The 16,403-nt window shown below is 47.7% G+C and carries 5 protein-coding genes; 3 read left to right on the top strand and 2 right to left on the bottom strand.

The genetic code is table 11. From position 1 onward, the window contains the following. Positions 1-36: 36 nt before the first annotated feature. Positions 37-3,669: an SDR family oxidoreductase gene (locus V7K50_RS14295; protein ID WP_334961014.1), complete on the bottom strand. Its 3,633-nt coding sequence runs from the start codon at positions 3,667-3,669 to the stop codon at positions 37-39. Positions 3,670-3,804: 135 nt separating this feature from the next. On the opposite strand from V7K50_RS14295, the gene V7K50_RS14300 reads away from it, so the two are divergent. Beyond that, positions 3,805-3,987, top strand: coding sequence for a hypothetical protein (locus tag V7K50_RS14300; RefSeq protein ID WP_334961016.1), 183 nt, complete (start codon positions 3,805-3,807; stop codon positions 3,985-3,987). Between the two features lie 129 nt (positions 3,988-4,116). Here V7K50_RS14300 and V7K50_RS14305 read toward each other — a convergent pair whose 3' ends face one another. Beyond that, the gene (locus tag V7K50_RS14305) at positions 4,117-4,248 is read right to left on the bottom strand and encodes a hypothetical protein (protein WP_334961018.1); all 132 of its coding nucleotides are present in this window, start codon (positions 4,246-4,248) and stop codon (positions 4,117-4,119) included. 180 nt (positions 4,249-4,428) lie between these two features. Between V7K50_RS14305 and V7K50_RS14310 the strand changes: the two genes are divergently transcribed. Both V7K50_RS14310 and V7K50_RS14315 read left to right on the top strand, forming a co-directional pair. Further along, positions 4,429-4,560 carry a hypothetical protein gene (locus V7K50_RS14310; protein ID WP_334961020.1) on the top strand — a complete coding sequence of 44 codons (132 nt, stop codon included), beginning with the start codon at positions 4,429-4,431 and terminating at the stop codon, positions 4,558-4,560. Next, positions 4,561-16,403, top strand: an 11,843-nt coding sequence (locus tag V7K50_RS14315; protein ID WP_334961022.1) for an SDR family NAD(P)-dependent oxidoreductase, incomplete at its 3' end; no start/stop codon positions are given. It abuts the gene before it with no gap.

Below are 16,403 nucleotides of genomic sequence, written 5' to 3' on the forward strand. Positions count from 1 at the left end.
TAGTTTGCTTATCGTTACATCAATTTTTGCAATTATCTATATCATTTTGCAATCTTTCTTAGTTTTTATTAGTAAATAAGATGCGTTTGCCCTGGCATAAGGCTGGAGTGCCTTGAAGACAATGGCGCTGGTGCCGCCGGTGCCTGCACCAATTTCCAGGATGTGAATAGATTCCCTCGCGTCCAGCGAAGGCAGACGTGCTTGAATATAGGCAACAAGCCGCTCTGCCAACTGCTGATTAAAATAATCGGCAGAAGCATTGTGGCGATAAATGCCTTCCACCCATTCCATAGAGCCTTGGGGGAAAATAATCTCGGTTGCTACAAGTTCAGCCCGCAAAATGGCGGGGTAGTGATCCAGACAGCGTGATAGCAATTTTAAATAGGCATCGTCGGTTTGGGATAGTTCATTTTCCAGCAATTTTACCTCCGCCTCCTGCTGCTGGAAGCGATCGCCATTCAACAAAGGTGTAGGCAGCAGGCTTTCTCCTTGCTGGCTCAAATAGCCCTCTTTAATTAATATGGTAATAAGTACGTCAAACAAACGATGGTGTTCGGAGCTAACCTGTAATTGTTGTTTCAGATCAGAGCGGGAATAGGTTTCCTGAGAACTGGACGTGGTGAGCATATTTTTAAACACTTTTGCCCAGCGAAACGCACTCAGTTTTTCCAGGCGGTTAACATTTTTTTGAAACTGCCCGATTTCTGGTAAAGCGAGTCTAGGAAGTTTAGCGATTAACGAGGGGCTATGCTGTGTGAGTACTTTTTGGGTTAGGGACATATCTACGCCCAGACGCTCTAGAAAGGGCTTATCGACATTCACAGCAACGATTTGATCGATACCGTTAATCAGGATCGATTCAATCACTTTCATTCCCTGTGTGGGGGCAATAGAATGGACACCCTTGGCTGCCCAACGCTTGCGGTAAGCGTCGTTCGCTACAACACCGACGCTGCCCCAATATCCCCAGTTGATGTTAAATACGGGGTAGTCTTCCACTTGCGTCAGATAATGAGCAAAGGCATCTTTAAAGGTACATCCCGCCGCATAATTACTTTGCCCAGCGTTACCGCTAAAGGAGATTGCTGAAGAAAAGAACAACATAAAATCTAGTTGCTCCGTTGTCATTGCCTGCTGCAACACGATACTGCCTTCGACTTTTGGTGCCAGGCTTGCCCGCAAAACCTCTTCACTCATCCGGGACAAGCTTTGGTCGTTTAAGACAATGGCGGAATGAACCACGCCGTCGATTTTGCCAAAACGCTGGCGTGCTTTGGCGACGGCATTTTTCATGCTTTCCAGACAACAGATATCTGCCTGAATATAAAGTGCTTCGCCGCCTGCTGCTGCCAGTGCCGATATTTTTTGCTTTTTATCGGTGTCTATAGCACTTCTGCCCACTAAGACCAGACGCGCCTGAACGCTCACGGCCAGGTACTGAGCCAGTGCCATGCCAATGCCCCCAGCCCCGCCAACGATCAAGTATACGCCTCGGTATTTGAAAGCCCTTTGATCTCCCTGTGCCAAGGTGGGTTCGGGCAAACAAACTGAAACAAGCTTGCGAATATAGCGCCGATGTTCGCGTATCCCGACGGTTTCATTGGGCTGATGCGCGGGTTCGGCGACGATTAACTGTGCCAGTTTTTTCAGTGAGTCCGCAGACATGGCTTCGCCATCCATGCATTCCAAATCAATACAACTGAGCGCCAGCAAGGGGTATTCCTGAGAGATGGAACGACAAAAACCCTGTAAGCCGGCACTAAATGGATGAATAGTGTCCCTTGGCAAAATTCGATAATTTCCCGTCGTTAGGACTTTTAACGACAGAGGTTTTAACAGCATCTGGTTTTTATCCAGCACTTTTAGCAAGCGGAATAAAGAGAGTAGTCCACGCTCTTGGCTATTAGCGAAATCTAGGGTATCCACAGTAGAGTTTCCGCTCTGAACTGTCTGCTCCATAGCAGAAATAAAATAAATCTCGCGCAATTCCTGGATGGCACTGATACGATGATTCCAGTTCTCTAAATATTTAAAGTCCCAGTCTTTTGAATTCAGGCACATCCGCAGTACTTGATTTTCGCCGTGGGCTTTTGCTAAAACTTCCTTTAGCTCTTGTGCCAATGCCCACTGTTTCGGCGAATGGATGATCAGCACGGTTCCGGTTTTTGCGGGACGGCTTGCTGCTGATCGCCTTGCGCCAAGTTCTTGCTGCAACCAGATCCCTCGGTAGGTAAGTTTATTCAGGCTGGGTTCTGGATCTGGGGAACGGCTTGGTCTAACACTGAGATCAGAAAATTTGGCGCAGACGTTGCCTTGCTCATCGCAGATTGTGATGTCAAACCGATTCTTAGCAATCTGGCGAACATGGGAATATCCGCAGGCTGGAAAGGGCTGAAACCACTCCAGCTTTTCTACCGCATAGGGAAGTAAAAGATCACCAGAGCCGGTGGCACAATATCCGGGCACGCTGGCCACTGTCTGCAAAGCGGCATCCAACAGACCAGGATGGAAGGTATAAGCGGATAATTGCGACTCGTAAATCAAGGGGATTTTAAACAGTCCTAGGGCTTCCCCCTCTTGTTGCGCGTCACCACCTTCACTGAACCAGGTTTGCTCTAAGCCCTGGAACCAAGTCCCATAACTTAATCCTGAGTTGTGAAAGTCCTGGTAAATGTCCTGGTGATTTTTTACACGCGGGCAGCACGCTTTCAGTTTTTCCAGTTCCAGGCTTGGTTCTCTTTTACTCAAGTCACCCGACTGATCGAATCGACCCTTAGCATAAAGCGTTTGATCATCTTTGACTTCAAACTTTATTCCTTGGGCTTCTTTCTCCAATAAGAGGAAAATTTCGTGCTTTGGCTCTGTCACTGTGAGCGCTTGTAGCCAAACCATTTGTTTTAATACGGTCTTCTGCAAAGCTTCTGGATTAGAAAACGACAACTGCGCCAATGCTGCATAGGCCATTTCTATATAGGCCACGCCTGGGAATACTGATGTTTCGTTGACTTGATGATCCTGAAGGACGCGATCATTTATATGCAACAATTTGCGAAACACTAAGCCGGACTCAAGGCTCAGACTGTCATCACGTTCATCGAGTAGAGGGTGTGAATTTTGGACTGAGGACGTTTTTGTTACCAGGCTGCTAAGATACTGGCGCGTCACCCAGTGACGCTCTGGGGCAAAGGGGTAGCCGGGTAGCGCTATGCGCCTGGGACTTCCTTTAACATATAAAGGGTTCCAGTCGATGTGTACGCCCAGGACAAAAAGTTCGGCTAATCCCTGCATATCGTGTATCCGAATCATTCGTATGCAGTCGATCTCTTTTTGAGTGCGACTTTTACTGCCCTGCACAGGCTGGTCAAACAGATTAATCTGTCCGCGATAAATCGCTTTAACGCTTGCTGCACCTTCCAGATAATCGCTTAACTGGTTAATCAGATCACTATAATCCGAAACCACAAATGCCAAACGCTCTTCCATCTCCTCACGACCCGTTTGCAGCGTAAAGGCGACATCCGCGATTCGGGACTCGATGAGATGACCATTGGCTTTTAAGTAGTTAAGCAAGTTCTCAACCATCGCATGCAGGCGATTTTGATTCTTCGCCGACAAAGCAATCAAATAGTGGCTGGGATTTATCGCTTGGTTTTGTTGATTATTAGACATCTTCAATAAATAGGAAAAATAGGTAAGCCTTCAGGGGGTGCAAAGAAGACGAAAAACATCTCCCTTGGGAAAGCAATCAAACTAAGCTGCTTTCAACAAGTCAGAATCATAGTTGACGACAGGTGCGAACCGTTTTTGCTCAATGACGATGGGACTGATTGGTGGAATCTCTACTATCTGATGGCGATCGGGGCTTATATAGCTGGGGACACTTCGACAAGCTCAGTGCATCGCTGGGGACTGGGGACACTTCGACAAGCTCAGTGCATCGCTTGGGACTGGGTTGAAAGTCTTTTTATAGGTTTTATCATCAGTTAATGTCCTAAACTCCTTGTCCGTTGCTATATCTTCTCTATTGACCATGATCCACAACTGTGGGGTAGTTGTGGATCATGGTCAATGGCACTAAGAAAAGCCTAAAGGCATGTGTCGCCTCGTTCCCAGCCTCTAGGCTGGGAATGTATTCTCATAGGCTGTGCCTCCCGTCAAGCTACTGGAGGCGGAGCCTCCCAGAATCGGTTCCCAGGCTCCAGGCTGGGAACCAGTCAGGGCAAGGGCTATATCTTTTCTTAGTGCCATTCGGATCATGGTCAAATCACCTCGCTACATTCTTCTATCGGGTATAAGTACCGACTGTGACCTTTGTTACTTGCTTGACTCCATCCTTTTATGCTGGTTAATATAAGTGTTTCTGCTGTATACACTCTGAGTATGCACTTTTATGCGCTGTAGTGCAATATTTTTCTTGGCAGAAATGTCATGGATGCCTTCACGAGCGATCGCAGTTATATACAACACTACGTGTATATTTTGCTACTCAATGCTCAAGGAGTGGTGCAGCATATTATAGTCAATGCTAATGGAAGCATAAAGAATGGGGAGGTGAGTTAATTGGATGCAAAGGACATTGCCATCGTCGGAATGGGTGCTGTATTTCCTGGTGCCAGTCACCACGATCTATTTTGGGAAAATTTAATTGCCGGTATTGATAGTGTTCAAGAGATTCCTATATGCCGATGGGATACAAAAAAATATTATTCACCCGATTTTAGTGAGCCGGGGAAAAGTATCAGTAAATGGGGGGGGCTGATTCAGGGTATCGATGAATTTGATCACCTGTTTTTTAATATTTCCCCGCGTGAAGCGCGGAATATGGACCCACAACAACGTTTGTTATTACAGGAAGCCTGGCATTGCGTCGAAGACTCCGGCATTGCCCTGAAAACACTTCAACAAAAAGTCACTTCAGTATTTGTCGGTGTAATGGCCATTGACTACCATCAACATATAGCCCAAAACAGTCAACCCGTGGACAGCTACGCCTGCCTGGGAAATTATGGTGCCCTATTAGCGAACCGTTTATCATTCTGCCTGGGGTTTAGCGGAGAAAGTAAAGCCATTGATGCTGCTTGCGCCTCATCATTGGTGGCTATTCATGATGCCAGACGGAGTTTACAGGCGGGAGAATGTGACTATGCGATCGCCGCAGGAGTGAATATTATTTGTCATCCCTGGAAGTATATTTCCTTCTCGAAATCTCGGATGCTCAGTCCATCTGGAAAATGCAAAACCTTTGATCGGAGTGCTGATGGGTACGTACCAGGCGAAGGGATTGGAGTTATTCTGATGCAAGCCCTAGAAAAAGCACAGGAGCAGAAATGCCACATTTATGGGATATTAAAAGGCTCGGCGATCAACAACAACGGCCATCATGGTGAAAAACCAGCTCAAAACCAGAGCGGAAAAAAGGTTTCCATCACCGCACCCAGCATAGAAGCCCAGCGCAGTGTAATTAACAACGCCTTGCGTAGCGCGAATATTCACCCGACGAGCGTCAGCTATGTGGAAGCCCACGGAACGGGGACATCACTGGGAGATCCGATGGAAATTGAAGCCTTGAAACAGGTCTTTGCTGTCCCTGGCGGGATAAAACCGTTTTGTGCCATTGGTTCGGTAAAAACTAATATTGGTCACCTGGAAGCTGCTGCTGGAATCGCCGGAGTGATCAAAGTTCTTTTAATGATGAAGCACAAACTTGTTCCCCAAGTACTTCATTTAAATACCGTAAACCCAATGATTGATCTGACGGATACCAGTCTTTATCTTGGCGATCGGCTGCACCCCTGGGAGTCTGAAGAAGGGGTTAAGCGCCGAGCGGGTGTCAGTTCATTTGGTTTTGGCGGAACCAACGCCCATGCGATTTTTGAGGAATATGTCCATAAACAGCATACACCTGAATCTCTGCCCCAGAAGCAGACAAGTGACAAGCACCTCTTTACCTTATCCGCTAAATCCCGCTCAAGTCTGGATCGCCTGTTAAGCGATTGGGTAACATTCCTTGATCATCCGCAACGCTCCGCCATCACGGTTGAGGATTTGTGTGCAACGCTGCTGACGGGACGGGAACAGTTTCCGTTTCGCTTTGCGATGCCAGTGAAAGATAAAAAGGCCTTACGTTCAGCACTCAGATCACCACCAGATGGAGCTTTTGACCGTGCAGAGATGCCGTCAATACTGTTGCGGATCGGATCGGTGAATTCTGGGCAAAGGAAGGTGATTGCCTCCTGGTATCTAAAGCATCCCGGATTTCGTAAGCATTTTGATACCTGTCGTCGCCTGGTGAAAAAGTTTTATGGAGCAGAACCGGTTAATGCCTGGACTGGCAAAAATCCCCAGATATTAGCCAAGCATGAAGCCCTTTATGGCTTTGCTTCTGCCTATGCTGGTGGACGTTTGCTGTTAGATTTGGGGGTGCGGCCACGTTTAATCTGTGGCGATCGCATTGGCCACGGCGTTGCATTATGTCTTAGCGGGCTATGGACGCTCTCCCAGGGGCTAAGACATTCGATGGGGTTAGTGGATCATCTCGATCTTAGCGCCCAGCGCTTGTGTTACCCCGTTTACGATCAGATTCAAAGGGCAACCCTGTCGCCCGATCGCATCGACTCAGGTTATTTGCAGACCTTGGTTAATAATATTCAGGTCAGGGAGTCTGTCTGCAAAAGCAATCTTCAAAAAGCCCTTTTATTATATGAGCATCAGTATACATTTAAAAATTATCTCGAAGCGTGGAATCCGGCGTTAAAGGAATCTGGCTTGGAAGTCCATCAACTTATAGGGAATCATCCAGCACTCCCGGAAAAGGAATCTACAAGGCTTCTCCTCTACATTATTGTTGCAACCAGCTTAAAACAGCTTTATGAAAAATGGGGATTATCCGAGAAGGAAACCTCGTCAGATCGTTTTTTGAGTGAGTTTTTAGATTTGATTGGCGATCGCGTTCTGACATTTAAAGAGGTTGTGATCTTGCTTGTTAAAGGCTGGGATGCAGGCAAAGAGTATCTATTTCCCGATGGCAAAGAACGACTAATCCCAGCCTCCAGCGTCAAGAGATATGAATATCTGCGGCAATATCAAATTCAACGTTTTAATAATACCCCCTCCTGGTTGGATCGTATTGGTAAAATCCCCTTGGAAACGCCGATAAATGAGGGTGATCTGCTGTTGACGGTAGGTGATGAAGGCGACGTATCCCCCTCGGAGATCGTGGGTAACAAGGGCGATTGGCTGAGTTTTCTGAACAGCGACCAAAACCCCGACCATTTGATATTAGGTGTGAAACAACTCTGGTTGTATGGACTGAATATCAACTGGCATGGCTTAGTCGATGCCACCTCTTTTACTAAGGCCTCACTTCCCGGCTATTCCTTTGATAGCCCGCAGTTCTGGATTGAGGGAAACACATTAGATGCGCCATTAAATCAAGGTAAAGAACCTGCTCAAAACGCTTATTACAACTATGTTTGGCAAGAGAGTGAGCATTCTCAAGTGCTTGCCAGTCAGCCCGATATCAAGCCTGGTGAGACCATTTTACTTTTTGATAGTAATGAATCGCTGGCGCGGACTTGGCGATCGCAGTGGGGAGTAGAACTGCTGCTTATTCAGCCTGCACAAGAGTTTAAACAGTGCAGTAACGGGGACTTTGAGATCAACCCCGATTGCGAAAACCACTATCAATTGTTATCTACTGCTCTTAAGCAAAAAAAGCTCAAGCCTGTCTACGCAATTTTTACCTGGGCTTTGCAAGAGCCACCAGGTACAGATCAAAGTTTGCTAGATCATCAGGCATCGTCCTTATCCAGAGGCATTTACGCCGTTTATCATCTTCTCAAAAGTCTATCACAAAGCGCACACGCGCCTTTATCCCAACTGCTGTTTTTCTCTCATGGACACAAAGGACAGGGCAATCCGTTTATGGAAGCCGTAGCAGGTTATGGGCGCTCACTGAAGCTCATCTACCCACAAATGCTTTTTCGCTCAATTCAATTTGAAACCGGTCCGCCCGATGCAAGTGAAGTATTGACCACCGTTTGCAGAGAGCTTTCCCGACTCAAAGGTGAAGAACGGGAAGATGTCAAGACTGAGGTGTTATATCGTCAAGGGCAGCGACTAATCAAAACCCCTGTGCGTTTGAACCTGTCTTCTGCTGAACACCCTCCCTGGATGCAGGGTGGCGTATATCTGATTACCGGGGGCGCGGGAGCCTTAGGGTCACTTTGGGCACGTTATCTGGCAGAGCATTATCAGGCGCGTTTGATCCTCACCGGACGATCAGCCTGCGAGGGAGAAACAGAAAAATCAATTAACGCCTTAATTAAACAGCTCAAGCGATCGGGCGGTGATGGGGTTTACCTTCAGGCCGACATCACAGATCCAGATGCCGTGCGCCAGCTTCTAGATTGGGCTAGTCGGGTCTTCGGCCCAGTGCGGGGCTTAATTCATGCCGCCGGACAGATGAGCGCTGCCTCCTTCCCAGAAAAATCGCTGGCGGATTTTCAGCAGACTTTGAGGGCTAAGATTCAAGGAACCTTGGTTTTAGATCAGGTATTAAATGAATCGATCGAAAAACCAGCGCTGGATATTGTGATATTATTTTCCTCAGCATCCTCAATTCTAGGGGATTTTGGACAATGCGATTACGCCATTGGAAACCGATTTTTAGATGGTTATGGCCGTTTTAGAGAAAGTTTACGTACCCAAGGGCAGCGCCAGGGACGTACCGTTGTAGTCAACTGGCCTCTATGGCGGGAAGGCGGGATGCATCTCAACCTCGATGCTGAAGAGTTGTATCTATCTTTTTCTGGTATGGAATATTTAGAGGCACAGCAGGGGCTAGACGCGTTAGATCGAATTCTAGCCAGCCCCCATTCTCAGGTGATGGTATTATCGGGAAACCCGGAGAAAATAGACCGTAACCTGGGGGTAAAAGGTGTTGTAAAACGTCAAACTCAGAGGATTACCGAGCCAGTTTTAACGCCCAGGTCTGAACCTGTAGCAAAAGACGCAGCCACGCTGCCAGATATTGCAGGTGAAAAGTTTTTCACTGTCCGCATTGAGGAAGATTTGCAATATATGGCAGCGAAACTTTTACAAATGAAGGCGGAACAAATAGCCCTTGATGCCAACCTCAGCGCCTATGGTTTTGACTCCATCACCATCAAAGAATTTGCAGATCAACTGAGTCAGTATTATCATCTGAAAATCTCACCCATCGTCTTCTTTGCCCACGCAAATATTCAAAGTCTCAGTACCTATTTTTGGGAGCATTTTGAAGCAGACATGAAAGCTTTTTATGCTCCAGAAGAATCAAACCAGGCATCCCCAGAAAATCATCCCGAAACACCTGTGCGCCATGCGCCACAAACAGTTCCCACTGAAGCTGGCCAGGATATCGCCATTATCGGCATGAGCGGCGTTTTTCCCGGCTCACCCGATTTGGCAACATTCTGGAAGCACCTGAGTGCTGGGCACGATCTGGTGAAAGAAGTTCCTGGCGATCGCTGGGATTGGCGGGCATACTATGGAGACCCAGTGAATGATCCTCAGAAAACATCGATAAAATGGGGTGGTTTTCTCCCGAATATCGATAGCTTTGATGCAGATTTCTTTTGCATTTCCCGCCGGGAAGCAGAATTAATGGACCCCCAGCACCGCTTACTTTTACAAAGTGTGTGGGCAACGATAGAAGATGCCGGATACGCCACAGCCACTTTATCTGGAGAAAACATCGGCGTTTTTGTTGGTGTCCAGTTTAACGATTATCAACATTTATTGAAGCAGGCCGGAGAAAGCGGGGCGCAAATTCTCACCGGCAATGCACATTCAGTATTAGCCAATCGAATTTCTTATCTGCTTGATCTGCACGGTCCGAGCCTGGCCATTGATACTGCTTGCTCAAGCAGCCTGGTGGCGGTGCATCAGGGCGTACAGGCGATACGCAATGGGGAATGCACTGCGGCAATTGTTGGCGGGGTTAGCCTGATGCTGTCCCCCGATACCTTATTGGATATAACCCAGTTGGGCGTTTTATCCCTTGATGGGCGATGCAAGACTTTTGATCGGAAAGCAAATGGTTATGTGCGTGGTGAAGGGGTAGGAAGCTTTTTATTGAAGCCCTTGTCCCACGCTTTGCGCGATCGCGATTCGATTCATGGGATTATTCGGGGAAGTGCGATCCAGCATGGCGGCAAAGCTAATTCTTTAACTGCGCCGAACTCGGAAGCACAAGCTCAGTTGTTGTTAAAAGCCTACCAAGATGCAGGCTTTGGCCTCGACACCATAAGTTATATCGAAGCACACGGCACAGCGACGGAACTAGGCGATCCAGTGGAAATTGCCGCCCTGAAAAAGGCGTATAAAACTTATATGCATCAGAAAGGCACATTTGCCAGTCGATCTGGCACCTGTGGATTAGGGTCAGTGAAAACCAATATTGGTCATTTAGAGCCAGCAGCAGGCATTGCCGGATTGGTAAAAGTGCTTTTGGCGATGCGCCATAAAACCCTGCCCGCTACTTTGCACTTCGATTCCTTAAACCCCTATATCGATTTGAGCGAGACCCCATTTTATATCGTTGACAAAAAGACCTCATGGCAGCGTCTGATCGATGAGCAAGGGCAGGAGATACCGCGTAGAGCCGGTGTTAGTTCCTTTGGCTTTGGCGGTGCGATCGCCCATATTGTGCTGGAGGAATATCAAGATCAGCAAGAACTGTCCCATACCCGTGATGAACATACCCCACCATACCTGATCCTCTTATCGGCGAAGAACGAAGAGCGGCTCAAAGAAGTCGCAAAAAATTTATATTCCCATCTCAGCGACAAGGCGGCATCAGCCACCATCAAGTTGTGCGATCTCGCCTACACCCTGCAAGTCGGGCGCGACGCCATGACTCAAAGGCTGGCTCTGATCGTAGAAGAGTCAGAACAATTGCTTCATTTACTGGCAGCTTATGTGCAAGGCGAACCCCATAGAGGTCAGTGGTTTGAAGGCGCTCCCAGCCATAACCATAGACCCCTCGCGCCCCTTAGAGAAGACGAGGCGATCGCCACGCTGCTCGCAAAGAAAGCACTGCGAAAATTAGCACAATGTTGGGTACAAGGCGCAGAGATTGATTGGCAGCAGATGTATTCGCAGAACCAGCCCAAGCGCCAAGCTTTACCGACATACCCTTTTGCCCAGCAAAGGTATTGGTTCGATACTCCAGTCAATATACAGATCCCTAGTGGAAATGGTGAAAATACCTCTGGACTGAATCACGATCAATATAAAAGATTGCGATCAGAAGAGGTTCAATCCTCAATGACACCCATTGATGAAAAGCTTAACGTCGAACGCATCTATTATCGCAGTGAATGGACTCAGACGGAGCTTCTCTTCCCAGTGACCATTGAGGCGGGCGAAGAAGCACAGCTTGTCCTACTTTTGGAAGCCGATAAAAAAATGGGCGAGGTATGGAAGGCACAGCTTGAGCAAGAGGGAATGGGATGTGTAAGAGTGTGTATCGGAGAAAGTTTTCGTCTGCTGGAACCGCACTATTACCAACTCAATCCACAGCAATATGAAGATTATGCTTGCCTAGCACAGGCACTTCGGCAGAATGCTTTGTGGCCACGTCAGATCGTTCACCTGTGGCAGCCAAAGGAAAAAGCCGTCAACAATGACCAGCACCTGGGTTTGCAGATAGAGCGAGGTTTTTATTCCCTTTGTCATTTAATTCGGGCATTGATAAAACACGCCTTTGGCAATGTCTGCAATATTCTCTATGGTTATGGCGCAGGGGCTTTGCAGTCTCAACCCGCTTGTGCAGCAGTAAGCGGTTTTGCCCGGACGGTGGCATTAGAGCATCCGGGATTTTCCTGTAAGACCATAGAGCTACCCGCGTCTTTGTCCTATATCGACGCACGCACGATCAATCTTTTTCTGGCAGAATTGCAGGGGAGCGCCTTAGCCGATGAGACAGTACGCTATGACGATCAAGGTGCTTTACAGCGTTGGGTGCAGCACTTTAGTGAATGGCAAGATCCCCAAATCCAGGTTTCATCAAAAAACCTGCGTCCCCACGGCGTGTATCTAATTACCGGCGGCAGTGGCAGCCTGGGGGCACAATTCGCCCGCCATATTGCTGCTCAGGTAAAGGCGACCTTCGTTCTTAGTGGACGCTCTGAGCTAACACCCGAATCTGAAAAACAGATAAAAATGCTGCAATCGATGGGTTCAGAGGCCGTCTATATCCGCTCAGATATATCGAGACGCGATCGCGTATTTGAACTAATTACAGAAATTCAAACTCGCTTTCAGACCTTGCATGGCATTATCCATACTGCCGGTGTGATCTGCGACGCGCTGGTGTTCAATAAAACCCAGCAACAGATGGCTCAGGTTTTAGCGCCTAAGGTCTATGGTACAGTTTATTTGGATGAGGCCACTAAAAATATCCCCCTGGATTTTTTGGTATTGTTCTCTTCAACCACTGCTGTCATCGGAAATATCGGGCAAAGTGATTATGCTTACGCCAACCGCTTCATGGATTATTTTGCGGCATGGCGGGAACAATTGCGGGGAATAAAGCAGCGATCGGGAAAAACCCTTGCCATCAACTGGCCATACTGGCGCGACGGCGGGATGTCGATGTCCGAGCAAGGTTATCAGGAATTGGTAGAACGGACGGGGCTTCAGCCATTGCCCACTCACGAGGGTTTAGCGGCTTGGGATTGTTTGTTGAACTCACCAGGCGGGCATTCCTATTTTGTCGCCTACGGCTTTAGGGATCAACTCAGTCAAATGTTTGCAAGGACACAGAGAGCAGAGGAGATGGCTGCGATCGCTTCTATCGGGGCGAAGCCCATCGCCAATGAAAGCGCCACGTCCAGCGAGACGCTTTATGAAGTTACTATGAGCTGGTTGCAAAATGAAATTGCATCGGTGGTGAAAGCTTCGCCGCAAGACATCGACGTGTATACCGGCTTCGATCAATTCGGACTGGATTCGGTAATGATTCGTCAAACCAGTGTTTTACTGGAGAAAAAACTCGGTGCATTACCAAAAACATTGCTCTTGGAATACACGACAGTACGTGATTTAACTGACTATTTAATCGGACAATACAGCAGCGAGCTAAATCGTTTTCTCGGAAATACTTCCTTAGAGCCGAATCAAAGCGGTGAAAAGCCCGGTTCAGAAAAACCAATGAGCAAAAGCGTCTCTATTTCCGATCGTGTTGCGAACAAAGCGCCAGAGCGGGAAAATCCCAGCGCGGTAGAGGAAATTGCCGTAATCGGTCTAAGTGGTCGATACCCTCAAGCCCAGAACCTGGACGAGTTTTGGGAAAACCTGAAAGCTGGAAAAAATGCCATCACAGATATTCCAGAAAGCCGTTGGGATTATCAAAAATATTATGATCCTGACCCCAACCAGGCGGTTATGGGAAAAATGTATTGTTCCCAAGGTGGGTTTTTAAACGATATCGATCAATTTGATCCTTTATTTTTTCAGATCACACCCCTGGAAGCGAAAAGTATGCCTCCTGAAGAGCGTCTGATGTTAGAAACCGTGTGGTTGACATTGGAAGATGCAGGCTATTCCAGAGAACAAATGAGTGGTCAAACCGTGGGGGTTTTTGTTGGCGTGACCTCGAACACCTATCCACTGTTAGAACACGATCGCAGCGATCGCGCTGATTGTGGTGCGCCGGTTGACACCTCCTATTTTAATGTACCTAACCGGATTTCTTACTTTTTTAACTTTACCGGTCCCAGCATTGCCATAGATACGGCTTGCTCTTCCTCTATGGTAGCGATTCACATGGCGTGTGAAAGTCTGCGTCATGGGGAATGCGAGACTGCGATCGCCGGGGGCGTTAATCTCTATTTGCACCCCTCCAAATATATATTAATGTGTCAGAAGAAATTGTTATCCACCAAAATTTCTTCCGGTATATTTGAAGACGGTGGCGACGGGTTTGTACCTGGGGAGGGGGTGGGCGCTGTTCTACTCAAGCCCCTTGCACAGGCTGTGCGCGATCGCGATCAGATTTATGGTGTGATCAAAGCTTCCTCCGTCTGCCATAAAGGACGCAGTAATGGCTATCTGATGCCGTCTCTGGAAAGTCAGGCCGCGCTGTTTCGCCAGACACTACAAAAATCCCATCTGGCTCCCGAAACAGTAAGTTATATCGAGCTTCAGGCATTGGGTTCGGAGATGGTCGATCAAGTGGAATGGCGCAGCTTATCCCAGTCCTATGGTGCCCAAGGCAAAGGCAATGAGTACAAACAGTATTGTGGTTTAGGTTCAGTGAAACCCAATATTGGCCATTTGGAGGCCGCTTCCGGCATTGCTCAATTCAGCAAAGTCCTGCTGCAAATGAAACACCGCCAGCTGCTACCCAGCAAAATATCCGATCGCAGAGACCCGCTTTTAGACGCGAGCATAAACCATCCCGGTTCGCCCTTCTATTTTCAAGACGAATTAAGGGCTTGGGAGCCGCCTTCATTGCAAAGCGACTCGGCTGTTTCTCCCCAAGAGTATCCCCGGCGGGCAGGGATCAATTCTTTTGGTGCCGGGGGTGTGAATGCACATTTGATCGTAGAAGAATATGTCTCAGCAGCAGAAATCGACAATGCATCCCCCTTTGAGTCAAATCCAGCAGCGCTGATTGTGGTTTCCTCGAAAACCCAAAAACAGTTGCGTCAAGCACTATTGCTATTGAGAGATTATCTGCAACGCCAAGCGGATTCTTCAGATGGCCAGCACTACCAGATTTCCCTGGTCGATATCGCCTTTACCCTTCAGCAAGGGCGCGAAGCCTTTGCCGAGCGTTGGGCACTGGTGGTAAAAAGCAAAGAGCAATTGCTAGAGGCACTGACTCGGTTTCTGGCAAATGAGCCAGTACACGCGCCTCTTTTTGTTGGCAGTTTATCGTCAACTAATGTTTCAACTACGGACATAAACATCGAAACGCTATGGAGCGACAATAAACTGGAGCGTCTTGGACAATTGTGGACACAAGGCCAGCTGATTCCCTGGAATCGGCTACCTTATGCCCATCCTCCCAGGCGTGTTTCACTGCCAACTTACTCCTTTCAAAAACGCCGTTGCTGGTGGCAAAAAGCGGAAGATAAAATGCCCGTTGAAATAGTTGCTCAGACCTTATCCGAGACAGCTCCCCAAAAAACATCTCAAATGAAATCCGAAATGTCAGAAATAGGTAAAGTTGTAGCCGATTATTATGACAAAGTAACTGAATCCCGGAAAAATCAGATCGGCTCAGAAGAAGTCTATCTGATTTTTGCCCCCTTTATCCAGCGCGTTGAGGGCTTCTCGTGGTTGATGATGTTTTTTGAACCGGAAAAACATCGGGAGCATTTCGAGCTGACCTTTAAAAAACAAACCGAGCTGAAATCCATGCTCTACCGCCTGGTAGACTTTCAGAAAGTGCATCGCGTTTTTGATATTGGCTGCGGCTATGCCACCGATTTAATCCAACTTGCAAAGAGCCATCCACAGTTGAGCGGCAGGGGTTTTAGCATCTCGCCTAAGCAAATTGAATTCGGTCAACAACGTATTCAGGACGAAAGTCTTGGTGAGCGTGTTCAGGTATCGTGCAACGATAGCACCAAAGACCCGTTTCCAGGCACATTCGATCTAATTATCGGCTTTGAGGTCACCGTACATATTGCCGACAAGCAAGGCGTATTCGGTAATATGGCGCGTCATCTCAACGATGATGGCACTATTGTCCTGGCCGATTGTGTGGCCAACACCGTCACTTCAATTAATGCCTCTCACTTAGGACAATATACCAGCACCGCCGAGGAATACAGCAAAATCCTGGCGCACAATGGTTTAATTATTATCGAATGCGTGGATGTCGGCCAGGAGATCAGCAACTTTTTATCTGACCCCAATTTCCTGGAGAATGCCGCCTATTTAAGTTCGATTTACCCAGACATGGCGGATGTGGAAAAAGAACACCGAGGCTGGCATAACTTCGGCAAAGTGTTGGAAACGAACCTGGTGCGTTATGTGCTGCTGACGATTCGCAAAGCTGCCGCCCACCAAACACCAGAGCGGACATTACAGATTAACCTGGAGCGTTTAGGCGTTGGAGCTTTGTCTTATTCTGAGGCGATTAAATACTACCCCCATTTAGAACAGACATTAGAAAAGAAAAGGCCTGTTACTCATTCATCCACAACAGATATTGAACAGAGCATCGTCGAACTGGCAGCCCAGGTACTGGAAATGATGCCTGACGAGGTTGACACACAAGCGCGGTTTATTGATTATGGTGTCGATTCCTTGCGCGGTTTGATACTACTGGACGCGATCAATCGACGCTTAGGACTGACTTTACAAATTCCAGTCTTGTTCGATCATTCCAGTATTCATGAATT

The sequence above is a fragment of the Nostoc sp. genome (assembly GCF_036917135.1).
Taxonomy (GTDB): Bacteria; Cyanobacteriota; Cyanobacteriia; order Cyanobacteriales; family Nostocaceae; genus Nostoc.